Below are 26,649 nucleotides of genomic sequence, written 5' to 3' on the forward strand. Positions count from 1 at the left end.
GCGGGTCGCGTCGGCCCCGCCGAGGCGAAACATGTCTGCAGATCAAGGCGGCCCCGCCCGGGAGGGAGCGGGGCCGCCTTTTCCGGGGCGGAGCGTGAGGAGAGCTATTGCCCCAGATAATCCGCGATCACCGCGCGCGACCCGCGGGCCCAGATTGCTTTCAATGCCGTGGTGAAGCTGTCGATCACCGCCGGGTTGCGTCCGACCTCGGCATAGATGTCTTCCATCTCAAGCCAGGCGGCCGGGCGTTCTTTCGCGGCTTGCGCGACTTCCGTCAGACGGTCCCAGTTCGGGTCATTCGGCGCGATCGCCGCGCCGCTTTCCGTCGTCCCAAAGCAGTAGCGGCACCAGAGCGCCGAGAGCAGCACGAGCCCCTCGAAGCTGCCGCCCGTCGCGATGCGGTCGCGGATCGAGGGGATGATGAACTTCGGCTGCCGGTTCGAGCCGTCGAGGCAAAGCCTGCGCACCGTATCGGCCACCTCGGGGTTCGAGAACCGCTCGATGATCAGGGCCTTGTAATCGTTCAGATCCTGCCCCGGGACCGGCGGCACGATGGGCAGCACCTCGGCCGTCAGCACCCGGTTCAGAAAGGCGCGGATCTGCGGATCGGCCATCGCCTCGTGCACGAAGGAAATATCGGCCAGCCCGCCCGGATAGGCGATGATCGCATGACCGCCGTTCAGGATGCGGATCTTCATCGTCTCGAACTTGTCGACATGCGGCGTGAAGGTGACGCCGACCTTTTCGAGCGCGGGGCGGCCCGCGGGGAAGGTGTCCTCGATCACCCATTGCCGGAAGGTTTCGCAGGTGACGGGGGCGGCATCGTCAAGGCCGAGATCGGCGGCCATCGCCCGTTCACGATCCCCGGTGGCCGGGGTGATCCGGTCGACCATCGAATTCGGGAAGGCGACCGAGGCATGGAGCCACTCGGCCAGTTCGGGGTCGGACAGCCGGGCCAGCCCCACCACCGCATCGCGGGTGACGGTGCCGTTATGGGGGACGTTGTCGCAGCACATCACGGTGAAGGGGGCGATGCCCGCGGCGCGGCGGGCCTTCAGCGCGGCGATGATCGCGCCGAAGGCAGTGTCGGGCGCCCCCGGGTTCGCGGCATCGGCCTGAATGTCGGGGTGATCGGGGCTGAAGGTGCCCGTGTTCGGGTCGATGTAATAGCCGCCCTCGGTCACGGTCAGGCTGACGATGCGGATTTCCGGCCGCGCCATCGTGGCGATCAGCGCCGCATTGCCGGGCTGAACCTCGACGAAATCCACCATCGCGCCGATCACGCGGGCGGAATGGGCGCCCGGGGCAAGCTCGATCACCGAGGACAGGCAATCCTGCGCCAGAAGCGTCTCGCGCATCGCGGCATCGGGGGCGCGGACACCGGCGCCGATCAGCGCCCAGTCGTGCCCCTCGCCGAGGTTGAATAGGTCATCGAGATAGACCGCCTGATGCGCGCGGTGGAAGTTGCCAAGCCCGATATGGACGATGCCGGGCGTCAGGTTCGACCGGTCATAGCGCGGCGCGGCGACGGGGACGGGCAGGGCGGAAAGGGTCGCGTTCGAGAGGGTCATTTTTCAGCTCATCCAGTTGCCGCCATCGACGTTATACGTCTGGGCGACGATGTAATCGGCCTCGGAGGTGGCAAGGAAAATCGCCATGCCGGTGAGGTCCGCGGCAGTGCCCATGCGCCCGAAGGGGACCGAGGCGCCGACCTCTTTCTTCTTCTGGCCCAAGGGTTTGTGTTCGTATTTCGCAAAGAAGGCGTCGACGCCGTCCCAATGTTCCCCATCGACCACGCCGGGCGCGATGGCGTTGACGTTGATGCCATGCGCGATCAGGTTCAGCCCGGCCGATTGGGTCAGGCTGATCACCGCGGCTTTCGAGGCGCAATAGACCGCGACAAGGCTTTCGCCGCGACGCCCGGCCTGAGAGGCCATGTTGATGATCTTGCCACCGCGGCCTTGGGCGATCATTTCCTTTGCCGCCGCTTGCAGGGTGAAAAGCGTGCCTGCAACGTTGATCGCGAAGACGCGGTCGTAATCTTGCCGGGTGATCTCGTCGATCGGCGCTGCGGTGAAGATCGCGGCGTTGTTGATCAGGATGTCGATGCCGCCGCCTGCCCGCATCATGGCCATCGCGGCGTCGATGCTGGCTTGATTGGTCACATCCAGATGCACCGCCGCGCAGCCGATTTCCGCGGCGGTTTTTTGCGCGCCCTCAAGGTTGATGTCGCCGATGGTGACATGCGCGCCCTCGCGCAGGTAGCTTTCCGCAAAGACCCGCCCGATGCCGCGCGCGGCGCCGGTGATGAGGGCCCGTTTGCCCTGAAGTCTCATGTCAAAGTCCATCCTTCCTTGTCGAAACGGTGCAGCTGGCCCATGTCCGGGCTGAGGAAAACGCGGTCGCCGTGGTGCAACCCGACCTCGCCGCCCGCGCGGACGTTGATCAGCCCGTGCTCTGTCGTCACATGCAGGAAGGTGTCCGAGCCCAGATGTTCCGAGACGCCCACGGTGCCCTGCCACATCCCCTCGGTCGTCGAGATCCGGATATGTTCGGGGCGGATGCCGATGGCGTGGGCGCCGTGTTTCGCCGCCTCGGCCCCTTCGATGAAGTTCATCTTCGGCGAGCCGATGAAGCCCGCGACGAAGCGGTTCCTTGGCGTGCGGTAAAGGTCGAGCGGGCTGCCAACCTGTTCGATCCGGCCCGCCTGCAAGACCACGATCTTGTCGGCCATGGTCATGGCTTCCACCTGATCATGGGTCACATAGATCATCGTCGTCTTCAGCGTGTGGTGCAGTTCCGAGATTTCGAGCCGCATGTTCACCCGCAACGCGGCGTCAAGATTCGACAGCGGTTCGTCGAACAGGAAGGCCTGCGGGTTGCGCACGATGGCGCGGCCGATGGCGACGCGCTGGCGCTGCCCGCCCGAGAGCTGCCCCGGCTTGCGATCCAGATAGGCGGTCAGGTTCAAGACTTTGGCCGCCGCCTGCACCTTGGCCTCGATTTCCGCCGCGGGCAGTTTCGCCATCTTCAGCGGAAAGGCGATGTTCTTTTTCACCGACATATGCGGGTAAAGCGCGTAGCTTTGAAACACCATCGCAAGGCCACGGTCCGCGGGGGCGGTTGCGGTGGCATCGCGGCCGTCGATCTCGACCACCCCGCCCGAGACATCTTCGAGCCCCGCGATCAGCCGCAGAAGCGTCGATTTCCCGCAGCCCGAAGGCCCGACGAAGACGACGAATTCCCCGTTGCGGATCGTCAGGTCGATCGGCGGGATCACCTCGACATCGCCGAAGCGTTTCGTCACGCCCTTGAGGACGATTTCACCCATGATGGCTCCTTACTTTACCGCGCCGAAGGTCAGGCCGCGCACCAGCTGTTTCTGGCTGAACCAGCCAAGGATCAGGATCGGTGCGATGGCCAGCGTCGAGGCGGCAGAGAGTTTTGCGTAGAAAAGACCTTCGGGGCTGGAATAGCCGGCGATGAAGGTGGTGAGGGGGGCGGCCTTCGACGTGGTCAGCTGCAACGTCCAGAAGGCCTCGTTCCAGGCGAGGATGACGTTCAAAAGCAGCGTCGAGGCGATGCCGGGCACGGCCATCGGCGTCAGCACATGGATGAGTTCATCCTTCAGCGTCGCCCCGTCCATCCGCGCGGCCTCAAGGATTTCGCCCGGGATTTCGCGGAAATAGGTGTAAAGCATCCAGATCACGATCGGCAGGTTCATCAGCATCAAGACGACGACCAGACCGATGCGGCTGTCGAGAAGGCCAAGATCGCGGAAGATCAGATAGATCGGCACCAGAACGCCCACGGCGGGCATCATCTTGGTCGACAGCATCCACATCAAAAGGTCCTTCGTCTTCGGCCCCGGCACGAAGGCCATGGCCCAGGCGGCCGGGATCGCCACGACCAGCGCCAGCAGGGTGGAGCCGAGCGAGATCACGACCGAATTCCAGAAATGCAGGAAATAGTTCGAACGCTCCTGCACCACATGGTAGCTTTCGAGCGTATAGGGCGAGGTCAGCACGGAAAGCGGCGCGGCGATGGCGTCGCCCTCGGTCTTGAAGGAGAGGATCACCGTCCAGAGGATCGGGAAGAAGAGCGCGAGGCCAATGGTCCAGGCGAGAACGGTGACAAGGGCCTTGCGGCGGGGGGTGACGGCGCGGGCCATGGCTCAATTCTCCAGGTTCTTGCCGATCATCCGCATCAGGAAGATCGCAACGATATTGGCAAGGATCACCGCAACGATGCCGCCCGCCGCGCCGGAACCCACGTCGAATTGCAACAGCGACTGGACGTAGACGAGATAGGTGAGCGTGGTCGAAGCCGTGCCGGGGCCGCCGTTCGTGGTGACAAGGATTTCCGCGAAGGTGGACAGAAGGAAGATCGTCTGGATCAGGATCACCACGGTGATGGCGCGGGCCAGATGCGGCAGCATGACGTGAAAGAAGCGCGCAAAGGGACCGGCGCCGTCCATCTCGGCCGCTTCCAGCTGCTCGCTGTCCAGCGATTGCAACGCGGTCAAAAGGATCAGCGTGGCAAAGGGCAGCCATTGCCAGGCGACAATCAGGATGATCGAGGCAAGCGGCGATTGTGACAGGAAGTCATAGGGTTGCAGCCCGATGCTTTTCGCCAGATGGGCGAAGACGCCATTCACCGGGTTCATGAACATGTTCTTCCAGACCAGCGCCGAGACGGTGGGCATGACGAAGAAGGGCGCGATGACAAGGACGCGCACGATGCCCTGACCCCAGAAGGGCTGATCCAGCAGCAAAGCCAGCAACAGCCCGCCCAGCGTGGTGATGGCGAGCACCCCCAGCACAAGGGTCAGCGTGTTCCCGAGCGCGTCGAAGAAGGCCGGATCGGTCAGGAAATAGCGGTAATTGTCGAAGCCGGTGAAGCCGCCCATGCCGGGCATGAGCAGGTTGTAGCGCTGCATCGAAAACCACAGCGTCATGGCAAGGGGGATGATCATCCAGCCCAGCAGCAACAGAACGGCGGGCGAGATCATCAGGCGGGCGGCGGTGCGCGAGGCTTGCGTGGACATCGGCGGCTCCGGCAGGGGATGGGGAAGGGCGGGCGGCTCGGGACGCCGCCCGCCAAGGTGCCGGTCGGGCGATTGGCCCGGCCCGACCGGATGGGGACGGCCGGGGCCGCCCCCTCCGTTCCGGGGCGCTGCCGGACGGCCGCACCCCGGGCAGATCTTACTTGATGTAACCGGCCTTGGTCATTTCCCGCGTGGTCAGCGCCTGCGCCGCGGCCAGCGCATCCTCGGCCGAGGCGGTGCCCGCAAGGGCGGCCGAGAATTGCTGCCCGACCGCCGTGCCGATGCCCTGGAATTCCGGGATCGCCACGAATTGCACGCCGACATAGGGAACCGGGTCCACGGTGGGCTGCGTCGGATCGGCCGCGTTGATCGAATTCAGCGTCATCGCCGCGAAGGGCACCTTTTGGTATTCCGGGTTTTCATAAAGCGAAGTGCGGGTGCCCGGGGGCACGTTCGCCCAGCCCTCTTTCGAAGCCACAAGGGCGGTGTAGTCTTTCGAGGTCGCCCATTCGACGAATTTCAGCGCCGCCTCGGCCTTTTGCGTGCCCGCCGGAATGGCGAGGTTCCAGGCCCAGAGCCAGTTGCCGTGCTTGGCGACACCGGCCTTGTTCGGGGCGAGCGCGAAGCCGACATGATCGGCCACGGTGCTGTCCTTGGGGTTCGTCACGAAGGACGCGGCCACCGTCGCGTCAATCCACATGCCGCAATGGCCCTGCTGGAAGAGCGCCAGATTCTCGTTGAAGCCGTTGTTCGAGGCGCCGGGCGGCCCGTAATTGGTCATCAGATCGAGATAGTCGGTCAGCGTTTCCTTCCACGGCCCGCCGTCGAACTGTGGTTTCCAGTCCATGTCGAACCATTTCGCGCCGTAGCTGTTCGCCATCGCGCTCAGGAAGGCCATGTTCTCGCCCCAGCCCGCCTTGCCGCGCAGGCAGATGCCGTAGATCTCGTTTTCCTTGTCGGTCATCGCTTTCGCGGCGGCCTTCACATCGTCCCAGGTGGGCTCGGCGGGCATGGTCAGCCCGGCCTTTTCCATCAGGTCGGTGCGATACATGATCATCGAGCTTTCGCCATAGAAGGGCGCGGCGTAAAGCTTGCCATCGACGGTCAGACCGCCCCGGATCGCGGGCAGAAGGTCATCGACATCATAGGCCGCGTCGAAGTCCAGCGGCAAAAGCCAGCCCTGCTTGCCCCAGATCGGCGCTTCATAGGTGCCGATGGTCATCACGTCATACTGCCCGCCCTTGGTGGCGATGTCGGTCGTCACCTTCTGGCGCAGCACGTTTTCTTCCAGCGTCACCCATTCGACCTTGATATCGGGGTTGGCCGCGTAGAACGCGTCCATCAGGCCCTGCATCCGGACCATGTCGCCGTTGTTCACCGTGGCCACGGTGATGGTGGTTTCCGCAAACGCAGCGGTTGCAAGCGCGCCAAACGCGCAGGCGCCCATCAGCGCCCGGATCGTGATCTTCATGGTTCTCCTCCCAGAGCGTGAGCAAATGCCCAACCAATGAGAAAATGTTCACAGAAGGTCACGCCTCTGTCAACGACGAAATTTTCGGGCGTCAAATGGGGCAGTTGCGACGTTTTCCGTGCAGTTTGCGAAGCACTCAGGCCAGCAGCGCCCGGGCGGTCGATTCGTCGGTGACAAGGCCGTTGACCAGCCGCCCCCGCAGCGCGGCCCGGATCGCGGGGAGTTTTGACGCGCCCGCGGCAATGCCGATCACCGGCTGTTCGCGCTCTGCGGGAATCCGGAACGAGCCGATCAGCCGCGTCGTCTCGGTGTCGATGTAGCGGCCCTCGGCGTCGAAAATGCCGCCGACGATCTCGCCCACGGCGCCCGCCTGCTGCAAATCCTCGTGTTGGGCGCGGGTGATGAAGCCGTCCTTGAACAGCGGGGCCTCGTCGTTCATCTGGCCGATGCCGACGAAGGTGACATCGGCTTTCGCTGCCAGTTCCATCACCGCCTGCACCGGGCGCAAGGCGTTGAAAAGCGCGCGTTCGGCAATCGTGTCGGTGATGACCGGAACCAGCATCGGGTAATGCGGCAGCTGCAGCTTGTCGGCCATGCGCAGGATCACGTCATAGAAGCTGGCCGAGCCGTCGGGCGCGATGTTCGAAATCAGCGAGACGATGCGATGGGGGGCAAGCGGGGTGCGGATCACCTCGGCCGCCATCGCCGAGAGCGAGCGGCCGGTTCCGAAGGCGATGATCAGCGGCTCGGGCTGGGCCAGGTAGCGCTCCAGCAGCTGCGCCGCGGCGGGGGCGGTGCCGCGGGCGGTATCGACGCCTGCGGGCAGGGCGGGCACGACGCGCGCCAGTTGCAGCCCGAAGCGGCGGGTCAGCGCGCCTTCCAGATCGAGACAGGCGGAAATCTTGTGTTCCAGCCGTACATGCACGAGGCCATCGGCCATCGCCCGCGCCACCAGCCGCTGCGCCCGCTGGCGCGAGACGCCCAGTTCGGCCGCCACCTGATCCTGGGTCAGCCCGCCGACATAGTAAAGCCAGCCCGCGCGGGCGGCTTCGTCCTGGGGCGAGATCTCGGGCTCGGTCATGGGTCAGCTCCTCGGGTGCAGCGACCCGGGCAGCAGCGTTTCGAACCGGGCGAAATCATCGAAATCAAGGGCGGGGCGGGCATCCCCGGGCGGGGTCAGATCGCGCCCGCGCAGATGGCTGCCGCCGGTGAAGCGCCAGACCGTCATCCCCGCGGCAAGCCCCGCCCGGATGCCGTTCAGGCTGTCCTCGATCACCAGACAGCGGGCCGGATCGGTGCCCATCTCCCGCGCCGCCAGAAAAAAGAGATCGGGCGCGGGCTTGCCCCGTTCGACCTGGCTTGCGGTGTAAAGACGGCTTCCAACCCTTTGGGAAAGATCGGCAATTTCAAGCGATCTTTCCGCCCGCGGGCGGCTTGAGGAGGTCGCGACGCACCAGGGCAGGGCAAGGCGGTCGAGCAGCGCGGTCACCCCGGGCATCACCTGCATGTCGCGTTCAAAGGCGGCGAGCAGCCGTTCGCGGTAGCGGATCTCGAAATCCGCGGGCAGATCCAGCGCGAAATCGCGCCGCACCTGCTGCAGCACCATCGGATAGGACCGGCCCAGAAAATGCGTCGCCACATAATCAAGGTCGATCGTCACGCCATTTTGCGCGAGTTCGGCAATCAGCATCTGCGCCGAGATGATTTCGCTGTCGATCAGCACGCCGTCGCAGTCGAAGATGATCAGGTCGAACATGGCGCCTCCTTCTGCCGTGCAGCCTATCGGCTTCGCGGCGCGGCGAAAAGGGGCGGAATGATTGCGCTATCGGATAATAAATCAACGTGAGTTATCTATTGACCGGGGCGGCGACTCGGCCCAAAGTTCGCCCGAGCCCCGGAGGAGGGGCCGACAGAAAGACGGGAGGAGAGACCGTGATGATGCGCAAACTGGCCCTGCTGGGGGCCTCTGCCTTTGCTTTTGCCGCCCTTGGCCAGTCCGCCGCCGCCGAGACCGGGGCCTGTCTGGTCACCAAGACCGACACCAACCCCTTTTTCGTCAAGATGAAGGAAGGGGCCAGCGCCAAGGCGGCCGAGATGGGAATTGCGCTCTCGACCTATGCGGGCAAGATCGACGGCGATGTGGAAACGCAGATCGCCGCGGTCGAAAGCTGCATCGCGGGCGGGGCGAAGGGAATTCTGATCACGCCCTCCGACAGCCGCGCGCTGGCGCCGGTGGTGGGCAAGGCGCGCGAGGCGGGGGTGCTGGTGATTGCGCTTGATACGCCGTTTGAACCCGCCGACGCGGCCGATGCGACCTTTGCCACCGACAATTTTCTGGCGGGCGAGCTGATCGGCAAATGGGCGGCGGGCAAGATGGGGGACACCTCGGGGGCGAAGATCGCGCTGCTTGATCTGAACGCCTCGGAAGTGTCGGTCGATTATCTGCGCGATCAGGGGTTCTTGCAGGGCTTCGGCGTCGACATCAAGGACCCGAAGGACATCGGCGATGAAGACGACGCCCGCATCGTCGGCAATGACGTGACGAACGGCAACGAAGAGGGCGGGCGCACCGCGATGGAGAACCTGCTGCAAAAGGACAGCGGCGTGAACCTCGTCTATACGATCAACGAACCCGCCGCGGCGGGCGCCTATGAGGCGCTCAAGGCGGTCGGTCTGGAAAAACAGGCGCTGATCGTCTCGGTCGACGGTGGCTGCCCGGGTGTGCAGAACGTCAAGGACGGCGTGATCGGCGCCACCTCGATGCAATTCCCGCTTCTGATGGCCTCCAAGGGCATCGAGGCGATCGCCGCCTTTGCCAAGGACGGCACCAAACCCGTCAATACCGAGGGGCTCGATTTCTACAACACCGGCGTGACGCTGGTCACCGACAGCCCGATCGAGGGCATCCCCTCGATCACCTCCGAGGAGGCGCTGAAACAGTGCTGGGGCTGAGCCGCCACGGCTGAGACCGGGAAAGAGGCGGGTCACCGCCTCTTTCGCATCTGGGGGAGGGATGAGCATGACCGAAACGGCCCGCAAGGGACAGGAGTTCGAACAGGCGCTGGAGGCGAGCGACCGGCGCGTGGCGGTGTTCGAGACCGCGACGCGCGGCCCGGTCGAGCGGCTGCAGCATCTGTTGCATGGCAATCCGACGATGGTGCCGGTGATCGTTCTGGTCGCGGCGATCGCGGTTTTCGGCATCATTGCGGGGGGGCGGTTCTTTTCGGCGCTGAACCTGTCGCTGATCCTGCAACAGGTCTCGATCATCGGGATTCTGGCGGCGGCGCAATCGCTGATCGTGCTGACGGCGGGGATCGACCTGTCGGTGGCGGCGATCATGGTGCTGATGTCGGTGATCGCGGGCAATCTGGCGGTTTACATGGGTGTGCCCTCGGTGCTGGCGCTGGTGGTCGCCTTTGCGGGCGGCGCGGCGGCGGGGCTGGCGAACGGCTTTCTGATCACCCGGATCAAGCTGCCGCCCTTCATCACCACGCTTGGCACCTGGTCGATCTTTTTCTCGCTCAACCTGTGGCTGTCCGGCGCGCAGTCGATCCGCAGTCAGGACATCGACAAGGCGGCGCCGCTGCTCAAATTCTGGGGCGAGGGCTTCGCCTTTGCCGGCGCGAAGATCACCTATGGCTCGCTTCTGATGATCGCGGTCTTTCTGGCGCTGTGGTACATGCTGAACAAGACCGCCTGGGGCCGCCATGTCTATGCGGTGGGCGACGACAAGGAGGCGGCCGAACTAGCGGGCATCCAGGCCGACCGGGTGCTTCTGTCGGTCTATGGCCTGTCGGGCTTCATCTGCGCGCTGGCCGCCTGGGCCTCGATCGGGCGGGTCGGCTCGATCAGCCCGCAGTCGTTTTACGAGGGCAACCTGCAATCCATCACCGCGGTCGTCGTGGGGGGGATTTCGCTGTTCGGCGGGCGCGGCTCGATCCTTGGGGCGCTTTTTGGCGCCCTGATCGTGGGGGTGTTTCAATCCGGGCTGCGGCTCGCCAATGTCGATGTGCTCTGGCAGGTTTTCGCCATCGGCTGGCTGATCATCGTCGCGGTCGCAATCGACCAATGGATCAGGAAGGTGTCGCAATGAGCCCCGAACCCATTCTGACCGCCCGCGGGCTGGTCAAGCGCTATGGCAAGGTCACTGCTTTGGATCACGCCGATTTCGACCTGATGCCGGGCGAGATCCTTGCCGTCATCGGCGATAACGGCGCCGGAAAATCGACGCTGATCAAGGCATTGTGCGGCGCAGTGCAACCGGATGCCGGAGAGATCCGGCTCGATGGTGCCCCCGTTCGCTTCGCTTCGCCGATGCAGGCGCAAGAGGCCGGGATCGCCACCGTCTACCAGACGCTGGCGCTCTCGCCTGCGCTCTCGATCGTGGACAACATGTTCATGGGCCGCGAGCTGCGCAAACCCGGGATCGCGGGCAGCCTGTTTAGGGCGCTGGATCACGGCCGGATGCGGGCCTTCGCGCGGGAAAAGCTGTCGGAGCTGGGCCTGATGACGATCCAGAACATCGACCAGACGGTCGAGACGCTCTCGGGCGGGCAGCGACAGGGCGTCGCGGTGGCGCGGGCGGCGGCCTTCGGCTCCAAGGTGATCATCCTCGATGAACCCACCGCCGCGCTGGGGGTGAAGGAAAGCCGCCGCGTGCTGGAGCTGATCCTGGACGTCAAGGCCCGCGGAATTCCCATCATCCTGATTTCCCACAACATGCCGCATGTCTTCGAGGTCGCCGACCGCATCCATATCCACCGTCTGGGGCGGCGGTTGTGCGTGATCGACCCGAAAAGCCATTCGATGTCGGATGCGGTGGCGCTGATGACCGGGGCCAAGGCGCCCGAGGGGGCCGAGGCCGCCTGAGCCCTGCGACAAAAAGCATCGGCCTTGCCCGGGGGGAACCCCGGGCTTTCTCTTGCTCTGGCCCGGCTTGCCATCGCAGATTGTGCGTCTGGCCGAAGGTTCGAGACGGCGGATTGGAATATCGGGAGTTGGAATGAAACTGGTTCGGTATGGAGAGAAGGGTCTTGAAAAGCCCGGACTTCTGCACCTCGACGGCACGATCCGCGATCTGTCCCGGGTGGTGCGCGACATCGACGGCAAGGCGCTGAGCGACGAAGGCCTGTCGAAACTGTTCTGGACCGATGCGGGCAAGCTGCCGATCGTGCCCGAGGGCGTGCGGCTGGGCGCCCCCGTCGCGGGGGTGGGCAAACTGATCGCGATCGGGCTGAACTATGCCGATCACGCCGAAGAGGCCGGGCTGACCGTGCCGCCCGAGCCCGTCGTCTTCATGAAGGCGACCTCGGCGATCTGCGGGCCCGATGACGATGTGGAAGCGCCGCGCGGCTCGGAGAAGCTGGATTGGGAGGTGGAGCTGGCCTTCGTGATCGGCACGCGGGCGAAATATGTGACGCTGGAAGAGGCGATGGATCATGTCGCGGGCTACATGATCTGCAACGATGTGTCCGAACGCGGCTTCCAGATCGAACGGTCCGGGCAATGGGTCAAGGGCAAGAGCCATGACACCTTTGCGCCGCTGGGGCCGTGGCTCGTGACCAAGGACGAGATCAAGGACCCGCAGGCGCTCGATCTGTGGCTGAATGTGAATGGCGTGCGGCGGCAGACCGGGACCACGGCGACGATGGTCTATGGCGTGGCCTTCCTTGTCCATTACCTCAGCCAGTTCATGACCTTGGAGCCCGGCGACATCATCACCACCGGCACGCCGCCCGGCGTCGGCATGGGAATGAAACCCCCGAAATTTCTGCATCCGGGCGATGTGATCGAGTTGGGCATCACCGGGCTGGGCAGTCAGCGGCAAGTCGTGGTGCAGGCATGAGCCCCGCCGCCGAGGTTTTCGCGCGTCTCACCGCGGGCGATGCCCGGCGGCGGACCGAGTTCACGGTGAAACAGCGCCGCGCGGTGCTGAAGCGTCTGGCGACCGAGATCCGCGCCCGCGAGGCCGAGATCATGGCGGCTTTGGCCGCCGATCTGGGCAAGCCCGCGGTCGAGGTGCGGATTTCGGAAATCATCCCGATCCTGTCGGAGATCCGCCACACCTCGCGGCATCTGAAATCCTGGGCCGGGGTGCGGCGGGTGCGCCCGACGCTGTCGATGATCGGCACCCGCGCGACGATCCGGCCCGAACCCAAAGGCACGGTGCTGATCATCGCGCCTTGGAACTATCCCCTGTGTCTGGCGCTGGGGCCTTTGGTCAGCGCGATTGCGGCGGGCAATGCGGCGGTGGTGAAACCGTCCGAACTGGCGCCCGCCACCTCGGCGCTGATTGCGAAGATCGTGGCCGCCTGCCTGCCCGAAGATCTGGTCGCTGTCGTCGAAGGCGGGGTCGAGACCGCGACCGAGCTTCTGGCGCTGCCCTTTGATCATATCTTCTTCACCGGCTCGCCCGCCGTGGGCAAGGTGGTGATGGCGGCGGCGGCGAAGACGCTGGCCTCGGTCACGCTGGAGCTGGGCGGCAAGTCGCCCGTCATCCTGGGCCCCGATGCCGATCTGAAAAAGGCGGCGCGGATGGTGGCCTGGGGCAAGTTTCAAAACGCCGGGCAGACCTGCATCGCCCCCGATCATGTCTTTGTGCCCCGCGCGCAGGAAGAGGCCTTCACCAAGGCTTTGCGGGCCGAGATCGCGCGGATGTATGGCGCCCGCCCGCAGGCCTCGCGCAGTTTTGCCCGGCTGATCGGGGCGAAACATTTCGAACGCCTGCGCGCCATGGTGACCGAGGCCGTCGGCCATGGCGCCACCCTGATCGCGGGCGGCGAGGCCGAGGCGGCCAGCCGTTACCTTGCGCCGACGGTGCTGACGAATGTGCCCGAAAACGCGGCGCTCATGCGCGAGGAAATCTTTGGCCCCGTCCTGCCGGTGATCGCCTATGACGATCTTGACGCCGTTCTGGCCGGGATCGAGGCGGGGGAAAAGCCGCTCGCGCTTTATGTCTTTGCCCGCGACCGGAAGCTGATCGCGCGGATCTGCGCCGCCACGACCTCGGGCGCGGTGGGGGTGAATGTGACGCTGGCGCATTTCCTGCATCTCAATCTGCCCTTTGGCGGGATCGGGCAATCGGGGCTGGGCGCGGCGCACGGGCGCTGGGGGTTCGCGGCCTTTTCGCATGAAAAACCGGTGCTTGAGAACCGTTTCGCGGTGCTTGACCCGCTGATGCCGCCCTATGGCACGCTCTCCGCCCGACTGGCGCGGCTGGTGCAGGCGCTGGTGGGCTGATCTTCGGCACTTGCTGCAACTGCGAGGATGACTTTTCTGCGCAGCGGCGCTATCTTCAACCTATGCGATACCGCCGGGTCGGATCGGCCCGGGCGGAGGTCATGCAGGGGGCGCCATGGAAGACGAACCGCAAGACGACAAGCCGACGAAACCGAAACGGGCGCGCGCGCGCGAGCCGCGCGCCGAGGAGGAGGCCAAGCCGACGCCGACCCCGAAGCCCGACCCGACCCCGCCGCCCGGGCCGACACCGGAACCGGCGCCGACGCCCGATCCGGTGACGAAGACCTCGGAAACCGATGTCGCCTTTGCGCTTGGCGGGCTTGCGGGCAACAATGCCCATGGCGCGGGCTTCCTGCAGGCGGCGCTGGAGGGCGGCGTCTATCCGCGGGCGATTTCCTGCACCTCGGGGCAGATCTACTGGGTCTGGCGCTATCTGCAGGCGCTGGCGGGCGGCGAGAGCCTGGAAACCCATCTGGCCGAGCAGATCGAGACCTTGCAGCCCTTCGGGCAGCGCGACGCCGATCTGATGCATCTGGCGCTGTTCGGCAAAAGCGGGGTGTTCCGGCCCTCGCTTTTCGAATGGCCCTTCGACATGATGCAAAACATGTCGCGCAGTCTGGACGCGATCTCGCGCGCGGGGGGAAATGTATTCTGGCTCAAGGAGATGATGAGCCTGACCCCGGCCCGCACTTTGGTGCCGCTTTTCCCCGACAGCTTCTTTGCCGAGATCGCGCGGACCTTCAACGAGACCGGGATCGGCATTCTCTTCAACGCCTATGACCCGCGCGAGGGGCTGGAATATGTCCACGCCAACCCCTCGGCGCTGGCGCAGCTGGGCATCGCCCCCGGCGGGCGGAAAAGCTGGCGCAGCCGCACCATTTATACCGAGATCACCCCGCAGGCGGTGCGCGACGGGCTTTGGCTTTACGAATACGGGTTTGAGGGCAATCCGGAGGGCGGTTTCGGCGCGCTCGATGGGGCCTATTACCGGCCGGTGCTGCTCTCGGAACTCTCTTGCGCGCGCACCATCCATGTGGTGCGGCCGGTCAACCGCAAGTGGCTCGGGGCCCTGCCCGACAGCAAGCTGGCGCTTGAAGACATGAAGACCGAGGTCTCGTTCAACGGCATCTATGCCGCCGAGCGCGACCGGATGCTGATGGTCAACCGCTGGATCGCCACGGGGCTTCTGCGCGATCCGCGCTTTGCCCCGATCGAGATTTTCGAGATCGAGGTCGAAACGCAACGCAGCTTCTTTGACTATGTCTTTGAAAGCATGGAGGTGTTTGAAAACGCCCGGGTCCTTGCGCGCGAGGCCTTCTCGGGCGGGCTTGCCCCGGCGCAGTGACGCCGCCCCCTTGCCCCCGCCGCCATTTCGGCCCAAACCAAGGGCAAAGAGGAGGCGGGGATGACCGAGGCAAAGGGCGGCTGGAAACTTTGGGCGGTGCTGGCGCTTCCGCCGCTCTTCTGGGCGGGCAATTTCATCGTCGCGCGGGCCTCGCGCGGGGAATGGCCGCCGGTGGCGCTGTCCTTTGGCCGCTGGTCGATTGCGCTGGTGGCGCTTTTGCCCTTTGCCTGGCCCTGGCTGCGCCGGGACTGGCCGCTTTACCGCCGTTACTTCCTGCGCATCCTGCTTTTGACGCTGCCCGGCGTCGCAGCCTTCAACTCGCTCGTCTATTGGGGCTTGCAGACCTCGACCGCGACGAACGGGATGCTTCTGAATTCCACCATTCCCTTGCTGATCATGGCTCTGGGGGCGGTTTTCTGGGGCCAAAGGCTCAGCCTTTGGGCGATCCTTGGGCTGATCGTCTCGACCGGGGGCGTGGCGGTCGTCATCTTGCAGGGCTCATGGGAGCGCGCGGCGGCGCTGGATTTCGCGCGCGGCGATCTGATCATCTTTGCCGCGATGGTGGCCTGGGCGCTTTACACGATGGGGCTGAAGACCTTCCCGGCCGAGGTGAACCGCATCGGCCTGCTGGCGGTGCAGATCGCGCTGGCGCTGCCGATTCTCGCGCCGTTTCTGGTCTGGGAAATCGCCTCGGGCCGGGTGCCGGTCTGGACGCCGCCCTCGATCGCGGCGCTGATCTATATCGGCATCGTGCCCTCGGTTCTGGCCTATCTTTTCTATACGAAGGCGGTGGAGATGGCGGGCCCGGCGCGGGCGGGGCAGTTCATCCATCTGCTGCCGGTCTATGGCGCGATCCTGTCCGCCGCGCTGCTGCACGAGCCGCTGCACCTTTACCACGGTGCCGGTTTCGGGCTGATCCTGACCGGGATCGTGCTGGCGGGGCGGGGAAAATAGGGCGATTTCGCTTGCATCGCGGGGGGGGAGCGCCTAGAAGGCCCGGACTTCCGCGATGATATGAACCGGCGACGCCTCTCGTGGTGGGCTGCGGAAGTCCTGGCCCCCTATGAAGCCGCCTTGTGAAACAGGAGCCTACATGCCGCTTTACGAGCATGTCCTCATTGCGCGTCAGGACCTTTCCAACGCGCAGGCCGAAGGCCTGATCGAACACTTCTCGACCGTGATCGGCGACAACGGGGGCAAGGTCCTCGGGTCCGAATACTGGGGCGTGAAGACCATGGCCTACAAGATCAACAAGAACCGCAAGGGCCATTACGGTTTCCTGCGCACCGACGCGCCCTCGGCCGCCGTGCAGGAGATGGAGCGTCTCGCCCGTCTGCACGACGACGTGATGCGCGTGCTGACCATCAAGGTCGACGCCCATGACGAGGGCCCCTCGGTGCAGATGCAGAAGCGTGACGACCGTGGCGACCGCGACGAGCGCGGTGACCGTGGCGACCGTGGCCCCCGCGGCCCGCGCGAAGATCGTGGCCCCCGCGAAGATCGCGGCCCGCGTCCCGAGCGTCGTTGATCCGAGGAGACTGACCCATGGCTACCAAACCCTTCTTCCGTCGTCGCAAGGTCTGCCCGTTCTCGGGCGATAACGCGCCGAAGATCGACTACAAGGACATCCGTCTGCTGCAACGCTACATCAGCGAGCGCGGCAAGATCGTTCCCGCCCGCATCACCGCCGTCTCGGCCAAGAAACAGCGCGAACTGGCGCAGGCGATCAAACGCGCCCGCTTCCTCGCCCTGCTTCCCTATGCCGTGAAGTAAGGAGACCTGAACATGCAAGTCATCCTTCTGGAACGTGTGGCCAAGCTGGGCCAAATGGGCGACGTGGTGAAAGTGCGCGACGGCTACGCCCGCAACTTCCTGCTGCCGCAAGGCAAGGCGCTGCGCGCCAACGACGCCAACATCAAGAGCTTCGAAGCCCGCAAGGCGCAGCTGGAAGCCCGCAACCTCGAGACCAAGAAAGAAGCTGAAGCGGCTGCCGCCAAGCTCGATGGTCAGAAGTTCGTGGTCATCCGCTCGGCCTCGGACGCCGGGGCGCTTTACGGCTCGGTCACGCCGCGCGACGCCGCCGAAGCGGCCACCGCGGGCGGCTTCTCGGTGGACAAGCGTCAGGTGGCGCTGAAAGCCCCGATCAAGGAGCTCGGCCTGCACGAAGTGCATGTGCTGCTGCACCCGGAAGTCCAGGCGACGATCACGCTCAACGTTGCCCGTTCGGCCGAAGAAGCGGCCATCCAGGCGGCCGGCAAGTCGATCCAGCAGCTGGCGGCGGAAGCCGATGCGGCGGCGGAATTCGAGATTGCCGAGCTGTTCGACGAAGTCGGCGCGGCCGCTTCGGACGACGAATAAGACCCTTCCCCCGGGAAGTGTTGCAACCGCGCCCTTCGGGGCGCGGTTTTCTTTTGCGCGGCCGGGACTGCCTCCCGCGCCGGGAAAAATGCACAAAATTTGTCAAAACTGTTTCCCATTCCCGCCGGATTTGACCGTCAAGGTTAACAGGCCCCGATCGGGGGGTGTTTTCGAGTTGATCTGGCAAGCGCTGCCGCCGCCCGCCGCCTTGGCCCGGGCCGCCGCCTGCGCGAGGAGGAGTGTGATGGAATTCAGGATCGCTGCCCTGATCCTATTCGGTTTGACGCTGGGGATTTTGCACGCCGAGCACAATCGCCACAGCCCTTTGGCAGGCCTTTTGCCCGGGTTCGGCCGCGCCAGCCCGGTGCAGATCTCGGACGGGCTGGCGGTGTCCCGGTCGCTGATCGACCCGGTCGCGCTGTCCGTCGGTTCCCCGAGATTCGTGCAGGTGAACTGACGGTGCAGACTGAAAAAGGCCGCCCCGGAGGGCGGCCTTTCCTGTCACTGTCCGGTGACGATCAGAGCTCGTCCAGCGCTTCGATGGCTTTTTGCAGCTCTTCCTTGGAGACCTCTTTCTCGGTCACGGTGGCGCCCGCGACGATGAAATCGATCACTTTTTCTTCGTAAAGCGGCGCGCGGATCTGCTGTTGCATCTGCGCGTTGGTCTTGACGAATTCAAAGAATTCGCGCTCGTGGCCCGGGTATTGACGCGCCGCGGCCAGAACCGCCTGGGTCATCTCGGCATCGGTCACTTCGATCTTCTCGTTGCGGCCCAGTTCGGCGAGCAGCAGGCCCAGACGCACGCGGCGCTCGGCCAGCGTCTTGTGCTCTTCGGTCGGTTCCACCGCGCCATGGTCGTGGCCGTGGTGATCCGGGTGCTCTTCATGCCAGAGCTGGTGCGCGATCTGACCGGCTTCGGCCTCGACCAGCGTCGGCGGCAGATCGAATTTCACCTGCGCGTCCAGAATGTCGAGCAGGGCGCGTTTCAGGATCGCCCGCGAGGCGCCCTTGTATTCCGCTTCCAGACGCGAGGCGACCTGACCCTTCAGCGCCTCCAGATCGGCGGCGCCGAATTTCTTCGCCAGCTCGTCGTCGATCTCGGCCGGTTTCGGGGCCTTCACCGCATGGACGTGGCATTTGAAGGTGGCTTCCTTGCCCGCCAGATGCGCGGCGCCGTATTCGGCCGGGAAGGTCACCTTCACTTCGGCATCTTCGCCCGCTTTCACGCCGACGAGTTGCTCTTCAAAGCCCGGGATGAACGAGCCAGAGCCGAGGACAAGCGGATATTCCTCGCCCTTGCCGCCCTCGAAGGGTTCGTCGCCCAGGAAGCCTTCGAAGTCGATCACGACCTGATCGCCGTCCTTGGCCTTGGTGCCTTTCTTGCGATCTTCAAAGGATTGCGCCGATTTCGCCAGGTTTTCCAGCGCTTCGGTCACCGAGGCGTCATCGGCCTTCACGACCAGACGTTCCAGCGTCACGGTGGCGCGGTCAAAGGCCGGGATCGGCGGCAGGGCTTCGTAAGACACGGTGAAGATCGCGTCGGTGCCCGGCTTCCAGTCCTTGCCGTTTTCCATCTCGACCTTCGGCTGCAGCGCCGGACGGTCGCCCGATTGATCGAGTAGGTCCTTGATCGCGCCATCGACGGATTCGTTCAGCACATCGCCCAGAACCCGGTCGCCGAAGTTCTTGCGCAGCATCGCCATCGGCACCTTGCCCTTGCGGAAGCCCTTGATCTCGACTTCGGGCTGCACCTCGATCAGCTTCTCGGTGACTTTCGCGTCAAGTTCGGCGCCGGTCAGCGTGATCGTGTAGCCGCGCTTGAGGCCTTCGTTGAGGGTCTGGGTGACCTGCATGGGGTTTCCTCTGGTTCGGGCGCGCCGAAAAGACGCGCTCAGGCAAAATTTCAGCCGCCCTTCTAGGGGCTGGCGGCCTTGCTGGCAAGGTGAAAAGCCGCAGCCAATCCGGCGCGGGCATGGCTTTTCGATCCGCACGGCGGCCTTGCTTCTGCCGCATTGACGGGTTTTTATCCTCCTCAGGTTGTAACGAGGCAGGAATTGCGATGTTTAAAGGAATTATGATGGTTCTGGGCGCACTGGCGCTGATTGGCGCGGCTTTTGTGCTGGGCGGGAAGAAATGGGAGCCGCGCAAGGTGGATCTGGCGCATCTGCCCGAAGATCCAACCGTGTTTGATTGCAAGCATATCGCCAGGCTTTACGACAAGGAACTCGAGGCCCTGGCGAAAGCGATGTCCGAGGCGGCCTTCGCGCCGCCCGCGGCGGGGGGGGGACGCAGTTCATCAAGGCGGGCGGATTCGGCACCGGGGTGAGATCTGTGTCGAAGGCTGACGGCACCGGCTTTGGCGGCATCACTGCGCGCAAAAGTCTCCTGGAAAAAGGTCGACCGCTACCTGCAGCGCAAATGCAGCTCACCCGTGTCCGACCCGCGGGGCTGATCGGCCGCGGCCGGGCCGGGTCAGGCGGTGGGGCGGGTCAGCACATAGCCGACGCCGGTGGCCATCAGCGCCAGCACGGCGGCGGCCTGCCACAGCGGCGGGTGGCGCAGCACGACGAAGAGCGTCAGCCCCAGCGCCGAGCCGGCAACGGCCATCGCCTTGCCGCGCTTGGGAATGGCGCCGCGCGCCCGCCAGTCGCGCAGCATCGGCCCGAAGGCGCGATGGCTCAGCAGCCAGTCCTCGAGCCGCTCCGAGGAGCGCGCGAAGAAGCCCGCCGCAAGGATCAGGAACGGCACCGTCGGCAGCACCGGCAGAAAGATGCCGATGAAGGCCACGGCGCAGAAAAGCAGGCCCAGACTGGCAAAGACCGCGCGCACCAGCCGCTCGGAGGGGGTGTGTCGCTGCGTCATGGCCGCGGTCCGCCGGGCCCTGCCGCCCGCGCGGCCGCGGGCGATGCAATCCTGTCGGGAGAGGGCCGGTCTTCCATCGCATGGACCCGTGAGCGAAGGGCGGAGGTTGTGCAATCCTGACAAAAACAATACCGGCGGTCAATGTCTTGTGCGGCGAAAGGCGGGGCCTGCGCGGGCGATGCCGCGGCCGCACCCACGTCGCCTCCGGGCTGACATCTTTTCCAAGGACAAGATGGTGCGGGTGAAGGGACTCGAACCCCCACGCCAAGGCGCCAGAACCTAAAATTCACGAACTGCGTGGAAGAACAAGGCACTGGCGTTTTTGTTTCGCAAGACAGAGCGGGAACGCAAGGTGAATGTGCGAAACCGCCGTTCCGCGCGGGGATCGCGTGAAATCCGGTCTGGCAGGGCTTGGCACGCGCCACCGGGACGACGTTCGGTCGTCATTCTTGATTTTCGGGTGGCAAAATGCTACCTTTCCCGAAGCAGGGAGGACCCGATGGCTCAATCCGTGAAACTTGCCGATGACGTCATGGCCGCCGTTCGCCGCGAGGCGGATCTTCACAGCCGCTCCGTGGCGGGCCAGATCACCCATTGGCTCCGCCTTGGCAAGGCGATCGAGCAATCCGGAGCCTATGACCACGCGCGGGTGACGGCGGCGCTGGACGGGCGTCTTGATCCGGTCGAATTGCGCGAGGAAGAGGCGATCGCCTGGCTCGATGCCTTCACGGAAAAGATGGCCACCCCCGCGTCGACGGAGCAGGCCTTCTTCGCCGAGCGGCGCCAGCTGGGTCGGGGTGTCGGCCTTGATGCGGCCGGAAATCTTGTCCATGCCGGGCCTGACGCGGCAAGATGAGGCCCAGCTTGGTCCTGCTTGCCGGTCCGAACGGCGCGGGGAAATCCACGCTCTATCAGACCCGTGTCGCGCCGAGCTTTGCCGGCCCCTTCATCAATGCCGATCTGATCCAGCGCGACGAGTTGCGGGACCCCTCGATGGAAGCCTCTTACCGCGCCGCCGAGATTGCGGCCAAGCGCCGGGCAGAGCTGCTGGAGGCCAACCGTAGCTTTGCGACAGAGACGGTCTTTTCGCACCCCTCGAAGCTCGAGATCATCACCGAGGCGCAGGCGCGCGGTTACATGGTGATTGTCATGCATGTGGGGGTGGAGGACCCGGATCTGTCCGTTGCCCGCGTGCGCGCCCGCACCGAGGAGGGCGGCCATGATGTCCCCGAGGCGAAGATCCGTGACCGCTACACGCGCGGCCAACCGCTGATCCGGGAAGCCGTGCTGCAGGCCGACCGGGGCATGGTCTTTGATAACTCCCGCCTGAACCAGCCCCCGCGTCTGGTTCTGCTGTTTGCCGCCGGACGTCTTGCTCGGGCCGAGGCGCTGCTGCCGAACTGGGTTCTCTCCGGCTATGCCGCCGATCTGGTTTTCTGAGAGGGGCGTTCGTTCTGCGGACTTGCGCTCGATCATGGCGCGGGGCGCCGGGCATGCATAGGATGATCCGAACGTTCTGGCCTCGGAGAAACTGGGCATGTCGGTCAGCGGCATGGTTTGTGTTTCGCGGTTCTTGATCGGGAGGTTGGCAGATGACAAAATCGCCCCGTGGTCCGTCCTCGATGCCCAAGGATCTGTCTGTGCCGGTCGTGCCAACGGGTCCGGTCGCCCCCGTCACGCGCGCGTCCGATCGGTCGGACTTCGGTTTGGATCATCCCCACCAGAACCTTGACCGGGCTGCGCGCGCCGCCAGGGCCCGGATGAGCGCGGGCATTTCTGCCCATTCCTTCATCGAAGCCTGGACAGATTGGGCGCAGCACATGAGCCAGGCCCCGGGCCGCCAGCTCGAACTGATCGAACGCGCGCAGCGCAACATGGTCAAGCTGATGTCGCATCTTTCAGGCGCGCAGGGTGAGGAGGCGCCGCCCTTCGCTCCCAAGCCCTTCGATCACCGTTTTCGCCACCCCGGCTGGCAGAAGCCGCCCTTCAGCATCTGGCAGCAGTCCTTTCTGGCCGCACAGGATTGGTGGGATTTTGCGACCGACCATCTGCGCGGTCTGCGGCCCGAGGATGCCGACCGCACCCGGTTCATGGCTCGCCAGATGCTTGACGTGATGTCGCCCTCGAACTTTCCGGCCCTGAACCCCGAGATCATCGAGGCCACCGTCCAGTCTCAGGGGCGCAATCTGGCCGAGGGGGCCGTCAACTTCGTGCATGACGCGATCAAGACCCTGACCCAGACCCGCGATCCCGCCCCGGAGGGCTACCGGGTCGGCGAGGATCTGGCCTGCACGCCGGGGCGGGTGGTGTTTCGCAACGCGCTGTTCGAACTGATCCAGTATGCGCCCCGGACCGCCGAGGTTCAGGCGGAGCCGATCCTCATCATTCCGGCCTGGATCATGAAATACTACATTCTTGACCTGTCGCCCCGGAATTCGATGGTGAACTACCTTGTCGGACGGGGCTTCACGGTGTTCGCGATCTCGTGGTGCAATCCCACGGCCGAACAGGCGGAGCTGTCGCTGGAGGATTATCGCAAGGAGGGCGTGATGGCGGCGCTGCGGGCCGTCAACACCATCGTGCCGGACCGCAAGGTTCATGCGGTGGGATATTGTCTTGGTGGCACGATGCTGGCCATTGCGGCGGCCACCATGGCGCGGGATCGGGATGACCGGCTGGCCTCGATCACGCTGATGGCGGCGCAGGTTGATTTCGCCGAGGCGGGCGAGCTGCTGCTGTTCGTCGACGAAAGTCAGGTGGCCTTTCTCGAGGACATGATGTGGGATCAGGGCTATCTGGACCGGCCGCAGATGGCGGGCACCTTTTCGGCGATCCGGTCCGAGGATCTGATCTGGTCGCGGGCGGTGCAACGCTACTGGCTGGGTCGTCAGGAGGTGCATACCGACATGGGTGTGTGGCTGGCCGACACCACGCGGATGCCCGCGCGGATGCATTCGGAATATCTGCGGGGGCTGTTTCTCGAAAATCGTCTGACCGCGGGACGTTTCGCGGTCGAGGGGCGGGTGATCGCGCTCAAGGACATTTCGACGCCGATGTTCGTCGTGGCGACCGAGACAGACCACATCGCGCCTTGGCGATCGGTCTACAAGACGCAGCTTTTCACCGATTGCGACGTGACCTTCGTCCTGACCAGCGGCGGCCACAACAGTGGAATCGTGAACGAACCGGGTAATCCGCGCAGCCGCTACCGCGTCTCGCACCGGCCAGAAGCGGCCTTCTATGTCGGGCCAGATGACTGGCTGGAGACCAGCGCCGAAAGGTCGGGCTCATGGTGGCCGGAATGGGCGGGCTGGCTTTCGGGACAAAGCAGCGGCGTGGTGACGGGACGCGCAGAGCTTGGGGCCCCCCAATTCGGTCTGCCCGCTCTCGAGGCGGCGCCGGGGTCTTATGTGTTCCAGACGTGAACGTGGCAGGCCTCGCCCTGCCGAAGACCGGGTTTCCTGCTGAACCGCAGGCGAGTCAGATCCCGCTTGTGGCGTGATCGACGTCCCAAACGGCCCCCGCTGACCGAGGCGGCTTGCATGCGGTGGCGGTCGGAGGCCGAGCACGTGCTGTGACCCCCGAAAGTAAGGGGCTTCAAAAGTAGAATTTTCTCGGCAAGATGGACGAGGAGATTTCGAATGAAGACAAGCAGATACACAGAGGCGCAGATCCTTGGGGTTTTGCGGCAATGAAGCGGATCAGGAATTGATCCAGCGGATCAATTCCCCGCTGAATGAAGGCGGTGTCCCGGTGGCCGACCCGAGCCTCATGCGGACGTTCATCAGGGCGCGCGGGCACACCGCGGACGAGACGCCGAATACATGGCCGCACCCGACCAGTTGCCGAAAATCACAGACCCCCTTGTCACGCGGGAGCTATCCATACATGCCCCCAGAATATAGTCAAACCTCTAGCCTGTGCGTCTTTGAGGTTGTGAAGCTTGTAGACCCCGGACAGAACCCCGGTCTGGACGGCCCGCTCCCACGCGAAGAGGCGTCGTCGCCCCACCGTGGAAAACATCCCTCTCTTTAAAAAGAGAGGCGACGCCTGATCGACGCAACACCATCGTTTACGCAAGGAAAGGCGTCTCTCCATTGAAAAACGGGGCCGGTTTTTCAGCCCCGTTTCGTTTTGTCATCTGCATGCGCTTGGCAGGCACGACACGGAGATGAACCCGCCGCTCAGCTGAAATCCGGAGTTCGAGGCGCCGTTCACCGTCCCGATGATGGCGTCGGAATTCGTCCCATGCGAGAGGAGGCCATTGATCTCGCCTTCGAAAAATTCAGCGTCAACACCGCCGGTGATTACGCCAGTCAATGGATCTTCGCCATAATTGTCGACGTTGATATGGGCCGTATTATCCACAAGTTCGCCATTTTCCACGGTGGCGTTCGCGAACACCTGGATCGAGCTGTCGCTGCCGTCCGACGCCTTGTAGTCGACGATTCCGCCCATCAGCGCCAAGCCCTTGGCCATGTCCAGCTCGATCGCCATGTCGCCCGTCCCGAGTTCCCATTGGCCGTCCGGGGTCCGGCGATACCGGAGCTCCATCGGACCGCGGTATGACCCGTCCGGCAGTTTGATATTCGCCACCGGCTTCCCGGTCAGGTCATAGATGAAATCCTGCCCGCCATGGGTGTATTGCACCAAGCCGATATCGTTTCCGGCGAGACGGTCGACCTGCACGCAAACACCGTTGGAGCAGTTCTTGACACGGGTCCACGGCGTGCTAACCGCCGTATAGGTGTTGTTCGATGCCGGCACCGCAAAGAGAGCCTTGGACTCCGGGTCCTTGACCCACTTCATCACCGTCGGCGTTCCTTTTTCCGCAAACGCCGCCATTTCAGCAGTCGTTTTGAACGTTGGCGGCGTCGGCGGCGGCTTGACCGGATCGCCGCCATCAGCACCGCCACCGCCCCCTCCGCAGGCGGAGAGCATGGACGCGGTGATAAGAAGCGCGGCGAGTTTGAGAGGGGTCGACATTCGGATCTCCTTTTCTCGTTTCACCCCTTCTTTTTGGTGTTCAATTCCGTTTGGCAAACAAAAAAATCCTCAAAAAAGAACCAGTTTTTTCTTGACCTGCGACAAATACCGCAAACAAGAAAGATATTGATGCGCCAAAAGGAGTACGTATGCCGTTTCTGTCCCGTTTGATCGCGTTCATGGTCTTTACCGCCGCTTACGCCTTCTCCGTCCTGCCCGCTTCGGCGGGGCCACAAGACGTTCTCCCAGGGGCCATGATGTCCGGCTCTCCGCGTCTTCTCGCCTTCGCTCTCGATCAACCGGGCCTTCCTGACAATGCAAAAATTGCCGCCCGAAAAGTTCTGGCCGATGCCGGACATGATGTGGTGGCAGGCTTTCATCAGACGGATACCCGGGTCGGACCGTTCCTGCGCTATGACAGCAACCTCAACGGCGGCGTGCCTTTCGACACGATATCCGTGGGGGGCTACAAGTTTCTGATCGACAAGGAAAGCGTCGCTGCGGCCGGGATCCTGGTCGGAGCCTCTGCCGACATGCGTCATATCCGGGGTCTCGGGAATGGTCTGGCCTTCGAGGCTCAGGCCGGGGGTTCTCTCGGCTATGCTCCCGAGGAAAAGCTGCAGAAACACCAGGCTGGTGCCCAGGCATGCCTGCGACAGAAGGCCTCTTCGTCGCTTTACTTGCATGGATGCGTCGAGGCGACCTGGCAATCGGTCGATCTGGGCGATGAAGCGCATGTGGCGGCCAGAGCCGGTCTGTCGAAACTTTTCGCAGCCGCTGATGGCGTTCATGAGGCAACTGGCGAGGTTCGTTTCGATCGCCTGCTCGGCCCAGACGGATTCACCCAGCCGACGGCGTCACTCAAGCTTCTGTCCGCCTGGGAAAATGCGACCGTCACGACGATCGGCATCGATCTCGGAAAATCGGTCGAAGACCGGATGGTGATGAAGCGCGGCGTGAGTTTCGGCGTGACGAAACCGATTGCCGGAAAACTGACCTCTCTCGAGGTCGAATGGCAGGAAAACGCGGGCGGGATGTTTCTCGGCAAGCCGCGGGAAGACCGGAACCTGTCGTTGACAGTCACGCGTGCGATCAACGAACGGCTCTCGGTTTCTGCCGGTGTGTTCAAGACCAATTCCAGCGCGGATGAATTCGATCGCAGCGGGGTTCAGGTTGGCGTGAACTGGCGCATTTAAGCGCTCGGCACGAGCGCGCAGCGAACCGGACCAAGCGCGAACCCGCCAAGAACAATTCGCCGTCCAGCCGCAGCTTACGATCGATGAGCGTTCTCAGACGGTTGGACGGAGTTTTGATAGCCCCGATTCGAGCTGGCGCAAAAAT

27 protein-coding genes are annotated in these 26,649 nt (G+C 64.3%); 16 read left to right on the forward strand and 11 right to left on the reverse strand.

Annotated elements, in window-relative coordinates; genetic code table 11:
- Positions 1 to 104: 104 nt before the first annotated feature.
- The 8 genes from ACTTAG_RS08310 to ACTTAG_RS08345 all read right to left on the reverse strand — a co-directional run bounded on the left by ACTTAG_RS08310 (position 105) and on the right by ACTTAG_RS08345 (position 8,274).
- Positions 105 to 1,571 carry a mannitol dehydrogenase family protein gene (locus ACTTAG_RS08310; RefSeq protein WP_444465028.1) on the reverse strand — a complete coding sequence of 489 codons (1,467 nt, stop codon included), beginning with the start codon at positions 1,569 to 1,571 and terminating at the stop codon, positions 105 to 107.
- Positions 1,572 to 1,574: 3 nt separating this feature from the next.
- Positions 1,575 to 2,336 carry an L-iditol 2-dehydrogenase gene (locus ACTTAG_RS08315; protein WP_444465029.1) on the reverse strand — a complete coding sequence of 254 codons (762 nt, stop codon included), beginning with the start codon at positions 2,334 to 2,336 and terminating at the stop codon, positions 1,575 to 1,577.
- Positions 2,333 to 3,331 (reverse strand): ABC transporter ATP-binding protein, encoded by a 999-nt coding sequence (locus tag ACTTAG_RS08320; RefSeq protein WP_444465030.1) that lies wholly within the window; start codon positions 3,329 to 3,331, stop codon positions 2,333 to 2,335. Before ACTTAG_RS08320 ends, ACTTAG_RS08315 begins: the two co-directional genes overlap by 4 nt.
- A 9-nt stretch (positions 3,332 to 3,340) precedes the next feature.
- Positions 3,341 to 4,171: a carbohydrate ABC transporter permease gene (locus tag ACTTAG_RS08325; protein WP_444465031.1), complete on the reverse strand. Its 831-nt coding sequence runs from the start codon at positions 4,169 to 4,171 to the stop codon at positions 3,341 to 3,343.
- Positions 4,172 to 4,174: 3 nt separating this feature from the next.
- A complete protein-coding gene (locus ACTTAG_RS08330) occupies positions 4,175 to 5,047 on the reverse strand; it encodes a carbohydrate ABC transporter permease (protein WP_444465032.1) in 873 nt (290 codons plus the stop codon).
- 157 nt (positions 5,048 to 5,204) lie between these two features.
- Positions 5,205 to 6,518 (reverse strand): ABC transporter substrate-binding protein, encoded by a 1,314-nt coding sequence (locus tag ACTTAG_RS08335; protein WP_444465033.1) that lies wholly within the window; start codon positions 6,516 to 6,518, stop codon positions 5,205 to 5,207.
- Positions 6,519 to 6,654: 136 nt separating this feature from the next.
- On the reverse strand, positions 6,655 to 7,599 hold the full coding sequence (locus tag ACTTAG_RS08340) for a sugar-binding transcriptional regulator (protein ID WP_444465034.1): 945 nt from the start codon (positions 7,597 to 7,599) through the stop codon (positions 6,655 to 6,657).
- Positions 7,600 to 7,602: 3 nt separating this feature from the next.
- Positions 7,603 to 8,274 (reverse strand): HAD family hydrolase, encoded by a 672-nt coding sequence (locus ACTTAG_RS08345; RefSeq protein ID WP_444465035.1) that lies wholly within the window; start codon positions 8,272 to 8,274, stop codon positions 7,603 to 7,605.
- A 179-nt stretch (positions 8,275 to 8,453) separates the two neighbouring features.
- Between ACTTAG_RS08345 and ACTTAG_RS08350 the strand changes: the two genes are divergently transcribed.
- The 11 genes from ACTTAG_RS08350 to ACTTAG_RS08400 all read left to right on the forward strand — a co-directional run bounded on the left by ACTTAG_RS08350 (position 8,454) and on the right by ACTTAG_RS08400 (position 17,917).
- Positions 8,454 to 9,470, forward strand: a complete 1,017-nt coding sequence (locus ACTTAG_RS08350; protein ID WP_444465036.1) for a sugar ABC transporter substrate-binding protein — start codon at positions 8,454 to 8,456, stop codon at positions 9,468 to 9,470.
- A gap of 67 nt (positions 9,471 to 9,537) precedes the next feature.
- Positions 9,538 to 10,611 (forward strand): ABC transporter permease, encoded by a 1,074-nt coding sequence (locus tag ACTTAG_RS08355; RefSeq protein WP_444465037.1) that lies wholly within the window; start codon positions 9,538 to 9,540, stop codon positions 10,609 to 10,611.
- The gene (locus ACTTAG_RS08360; protein ID WP_444465038.1) at positions 10,608 to 11,387 is read left to right on the forward strand and encodes an ATP-binding cassette domain-containing protein; all 780 of its coding nucleotides are present in this window, start codon (positions 10,608 to 10,610) and stop codon (positions 11,385 to 11,387) included. The genes ACTTAG_RS08355 and ACTTAG_RS08360 overlap by 4 nt, the downstream gene beginning before the upstream one ends.
- 133 nt (positions 11,388 to 11,520) lie before the next feature.
- Positions 11,521 to 12,363 (forward strand): fumarylacetoacetate hydrolase family protein, encoded by an 843-nt coding sequence (locus tag ACTTAG_RS08365; protein WP_444465039.1) that lies wholly within the window; start codon positions 11,521 to 11,523, stop codon positions 12,361 to 12,363.
- Positions 12,360 to 13,757: an aldehyde dehydrogenase family protein gene (locus ACTTAG_RS08370; RefSeq protein ID WP_444465040.1), complete on the forward strand. Its 1,398-nt coding sequence runs from the start codon at positions 12,360 to 12,362 to the stop codon at positions 13,755 to 13,757. The genes ACTTAG_RS08365 and ACTTAG_RS08370 overlap by 4 nt, the downstream gene beginning before the upstream one ends.
- Before the next feature lie 115 nt (positions 13,758 to 13,872).
- A complete protein-coding gene (locus ACTTAG_RS08375; protein ID WP_444465041.1) occupies positions 13,873 to 15,102 on the forward strand; it encodes a hypothetical protein in 1,230 nt (409 codons plus the stop codon).
- A 60-nt stretch (positions 15,103 to 15,162) separates the two neighbouring features.
- Positions 15,163 to 16,056: a DMT family transporter gene (locus ACTTAG_RS08380; protein WP_444465042.1), complete on the forward strand. Its 894-nt coding sequence runs from the start codon at positions 15,163 to 15,165 to the stop codon at positions 16,054 to 16,056.
- A 139-nt stretch (positions 16,057 to 16,195) separates the two neighbouring features.
- Positions 16,196 to 16,630 carry a 30S ribosomal protein S6 gene (gene rpsF / locus ACTTAG_RS08385; RefSeq protein ID WP_444465043.1) on the forward strand — a complete coding sequence of 145 codons (435 nt, stop codon included), beginning with the start codon at positions 16,196 to 16,198 and terminating at the stop codon, positions 16,628 to 16,630.
- A 17-nt stretch (positions 16,631 to 16,647) separates the two neighbouring features.
- Complete coding sequence (gene rpsR, locus ACTTAG_RS08390; RefSeq protein ID WP_444465044.1) at positions 16,648 to 16,875, forward strand: 30S ribosomal protein S18; 228 nt, start codon at positions 16,648 to 16,650, stop codon at positions 16,873 to 16,875.
- Between the two features lie 12 nt (positions 16,876 to 16,887).
- Positions 16,888 to 17,460, forward strand: coding sequence for a 50S ribosomal protein L9 (gene rplI / locus ACTTAG_RS08395; RefSeq protein WP_444465045.1), 573 nt, complete (start codon positions 16,888 to 16,890; stop codon positions 17,458 to 17,460).
- Between the two features lie 244 nt (positions 17,461 to 17,704).
- Positions 17,705 to 17,917, forward strand: coding sequence for a hypothetical protein (locus ACTTAG_RS08400; RefSeq protein ID WP_444465046.1), 213 nt, complete (start codon positions 17,705 to 17,707; stop codon positions 17,915 to 17,917).
- Between the two features lie 61 nt (positions 17,918 to 17,978).
- Here the strand turns inward: ACTTAG_RS08400 and tig are convergent, their stop codons facing one another.
- Positions 17,979 to 19,313, reverse strand: coding sequence for a trigger factor (gene tig, locus ACTTAG_RS08405; RefSeq protein ID WP_444465047.1), 1,335 nt, complete (start codon positions 19,311 to 19,313; stop codon positions 17,979 to 17,981).
- A gap of 206 nt (positions 19,314 to 19,519) precedes the next feature.
- On the opposite strand from tig, the gene ACTTAG_RS08410 reads away from it, so the two are divergent.
- A complete protein-coding gene (locus ACTTAG_RS08410; RefSeq protein ID WP_444465048.1) occupies positions 19,520 to 19,786 on the forward strand; it encodes a hypothetical protein in 267 nt (88 codons plus the stop codon).
- Between the two features lie 146 nt (positions 19,787 to 19,932).
- On the opposite strand, the gene ACTTAG_RS08415 is transcribed toward ACTTAG_RS08410, so the two are convergent.
- Positions 19,933 to 20,322, reverse strand: a complete 390-nt coding sequence (locus ACTTAG_RS08415) for a YbaN family protein (RefSeq protein WP_444465049.1) — start codon at positions 20,320 to 20,322, stop codon at positions 19,933 to 19,935.
- A gap of 499 nt (positions 20,323 to 20,821) precedes the next feature.
- On the opposite strand from ACTTAG_RS08415, the gene ACTTAG_RS08420 reads away from it, so the two are divergent.
- From ACTTAG_RS08420 to ACTTAG_RS08430, 3 genes are all read left to right on the forward strand, one after another.
- Complete coding sequence (locus ACTTAG_RS08420) at positions 20,822 to 21,178, forward strand: TA system antitoxin ParD family protein (RefSeq protein ID WP_444465050.1); 357 nt, start codon at positions 20,822 to 20,824, stop codon at positions 21,176 to 21,178.
- 8 nt (positions 21,179 to 21,186) lie between these two features.
- Positions 21,187 to 21,762, forward strand: a complete 576-nt coding sequence (locus ACTTAG_RS08425) for a zeta toxin family protein (protein ID WP_444465051.1) — start codon at positions 21,187 to 21,189, stop codon at positions 21,760 to 21,762.
- A gap of 182 nt (positions 21,763 to 21,944) precedes the next feature.
- Positions 21,945 to 23,747: a PHA/PHB synthase family protein gene (locus ACTTAG_RS08430; protein ID WP_444465218.1), complete on the forward strand. Its 1,803-nt coding sequence runs from the start codon at positions 21,945 to 21,947 to the stop codon at positions 23,745 to 23,747.
- 712 nt (positions 23,748 to 24,459) lie between these two features.
- Here ACTTAG_RS08430 and ACTTAG_RS08435 read toward each other — a convergent pair.
- Positions 24,460 to 25,308 carry a hypothetical protein gene (locus ACTTAG_RS08435; protein WP_444465052.1) on the reverse strand — a complete coding sequence of 283 codons (849 nt, stop codon included), beginning with the start codon at positions 25,306 to 25,308 and terminating at the stop codon, positions 24,460 to 24,462.
- 149 nt (positions 25,309 to 25,457) lie between these two features.
- Here ACTTAG_RS08435 and ACTTAG_RS08440 point away from each other — a divergent pair, with 149 nt between their 5' ends.
- Positions 25,458 to 26,504, forward strand: a complete 1,047-nt coding sequence (locus ACTTAG_RS08440) for a hypothetical protein (RefSeq protein ID WP_444465053.1) — start codon at positions 25,458 to 25,460, stop codon at positions 26,502 to 26,504.
- Positions 26,505 to 26,649: the final 145 nt, after the last annotated feature.

Origin of the sequence: Rhodobacter capsulatus, from assembly GCF_052363185.1 — a bacterium.
Classification (GTDB): Bacteria; Pseudomonadota; Alphaproteobacteria; order Rhodobacterales; family Rhodobacteraceae; genus Rhodobacter; species Rhodobacter capsulatus_E.

Excerpts from the sequence above, each read along its gene's own strand:
- ACTTAG_RS08310 (WP_444465028.1), bottom strand. The coding sequence starts at position 1,571 with ATGACCCTCTCGAACGCGACCCTTTCCGCCCTGCCCGTCCCCGTCGCC.
- ACTTAG_RS08315 (WP_444465029.1), bottom strand. The coding sequence starts at position 2,336 with ATGAGACTTCAGGGCAAACGGGCCCTCATCACCGGCGCCGCGCGCGGC.
- ACTTAG_RS08320 (WP_444465030.1), bottom strand. The coding sequence starts at position 3,331 with ATGGGTGAAATCGTCCTCAAGGGCGTGACGAAACGCTTCGGCGATGTC.
- ACTTAG_RS08325 (WP_444465031.1), bottom strand. The coding sequence starts at position 4,171 with ATGGCCCGCGCCGTCACCCCCCGCCGCAAGGCCCTTGTCACCGTTCTC.
- ACTTAG_RS08330 (WP_444465032.1), bottom strand. The coding sequence starts at position 5,047 with ATGTCCACGCAAGCCTCGCGCACCGCCGCCCGCCTGATGATCTCGCCC.
- ACTTAG_RS08335 (WP_444465033.1), bottom strand. The coding sequence starts at position 6,518 with ATGAAGATCACGATCCGGGCGCTGATGGGCGCCTGCGCGTTTGGCGCG.
- ACTTAG_RS08340 (WP_444465034.1), bottom strand. The coding sequence starts at position 7,599 with ATGACCGAGCCCGAGATCTCGCCCCAGGACGAAGCCGCCCGCGCGGGC.
- ACTTAG_RS08345 (WP_444465035.1), bottom strand. The coding sequence starts at position 8,274 with ATGTTCGACCTGATCATCTTCGACTGCGACGGCGTGCTGATCGACAGC.
- ACTTAG_RS08350 (WP_444465036.1), top strand. The coding sequence starts at position 8,454 with ATGATGCGCAAACTGGCCCTGCTGGGGGCCTCTGCCTTTGCTTTTGCC.
- ACTTAG_RS08355 (WP_444465037.1), top strand. The coding sequence starts at position 9,538 with ATGACCGAAACGGCCCGCAAGGGACAGGAGTTCGAACAGGCGCTGGAG.
- ACTTAG_RS08360 (WP_444465038.1), top strand. The coding sequence starts at position 10,608 with ATGAGCCCCGAACCCATTCTGACCGCCCGCGGGCTGGTCAAGCGCTAT.
- ACTTAG_RS08365 (WP_444465039.1), top strand. The coding sequence starts at position 11,521 with ATGAAACTGGTTCGGTATGGAGAGAAGGGTCTTGAAAAGCCCGGACTT.
- ACTTAG_RS08370 (WP_444465040.1), top strand. The coding sequence starts at position 12,360 with ATGAGCCCCGCCGCCGAGGTTTTCGCGCGTCTCACCGCGGGCGATGCC.
- ACTTAG_RS08375 (WP_444465041.1), top strand. The coding sequence starts at position 13,873 with ATGGAAGACGAACCGCAAGACGACAAGCCGACGAAACCGAAACGGGCG.
- ACTTAG_RS08380 (WP_444465042.1), top strand. The coding sequence starts at position 15,163 with ATGACCGAGGCAAAGGGCGGCTGGAAACTTTGGGCGGTGCTGGCGCTT.
- rpsF (WP_444465043.1), top strand. The coding sequence starts at position 16,196 with ATGCCGCTTTACGAGCATGTCCTCATTGCGCGTCAGGACCTTTCCAAC.
- rpsR (WP_444465044.1), top strand. The coding sequence starts at position 16,648 with ATGGCTACCAAACCCTTCTTCCGTCGTCGCAAGGTCTGCCCGTTCTCG.
- rplI (WP_444465045.1), top strand. The coding sequence starts at position 16,888 with ATGCAAGTCATCCTTCTGGAACGTGTGGCCAAGCTGGGCCAAATGGGC.
- ACTTAG_RS08400 (WP_444465046.1), top strand. The coding sequence starts at position 17,705 with ATGGAATTCAGGATCGCTGCCCTGATCCTATTCGGTTTGACGCTGGGG.
- tig (WP_444465047.1), bottom strand. The coding sequence starts at position 19,313 with ATGCAGGTCACCCAGACCCTCAACGAAGGCCTCAAGCGCGGCTACACG.
- ACTTAG_RS08410 (WP_444465048.1), top strand. The coding sequence starts at position 19,520 with ATGTTTAAAGGAATTATGATGGTTCTGGGCGCACTGGCGCTGATTGGC.
- ACTTAG_RS08415 (WP_444465049.1), bottom strand. The coding sequence starts at position 20,322 with ATGACGCAGCGACACACCCCCTCCGAGCGGCTGGTGCGCGCGGTCTTT.
- ACTTAG_RS08420 (WP_444465050.1), top strand. The coding sequence starts at position 20,822 with ATGGCTCAATCCGTGAAACTTGCCGATGACGTCATGGCCGCCGTTCGC.
- ACTTAG_RS08430 (WP_444465218.1), top strand. The coding sequence starts at position 21,945 with ATGCCCAAGGATCTGTCTGTGCCGGTCGTGCCAACGGGTCCGGTCGCC.
- ACTTAG_RS08435 (WP_444465052.1), bottom strand. The coding sequence starts at position 25,308 with ATGTCGACCCCTCTCAAACTCGCCGCGCTTCTTATCACCGCGTCCATG.
- ACTTAG_RS08440 (WP_444465053.1), top strand. The coding sequence starts at position 25,458 with ATGCCGTTTCTGTCCCGTTTGATCGCGTTCATGGTCTTTACCGCCGCT.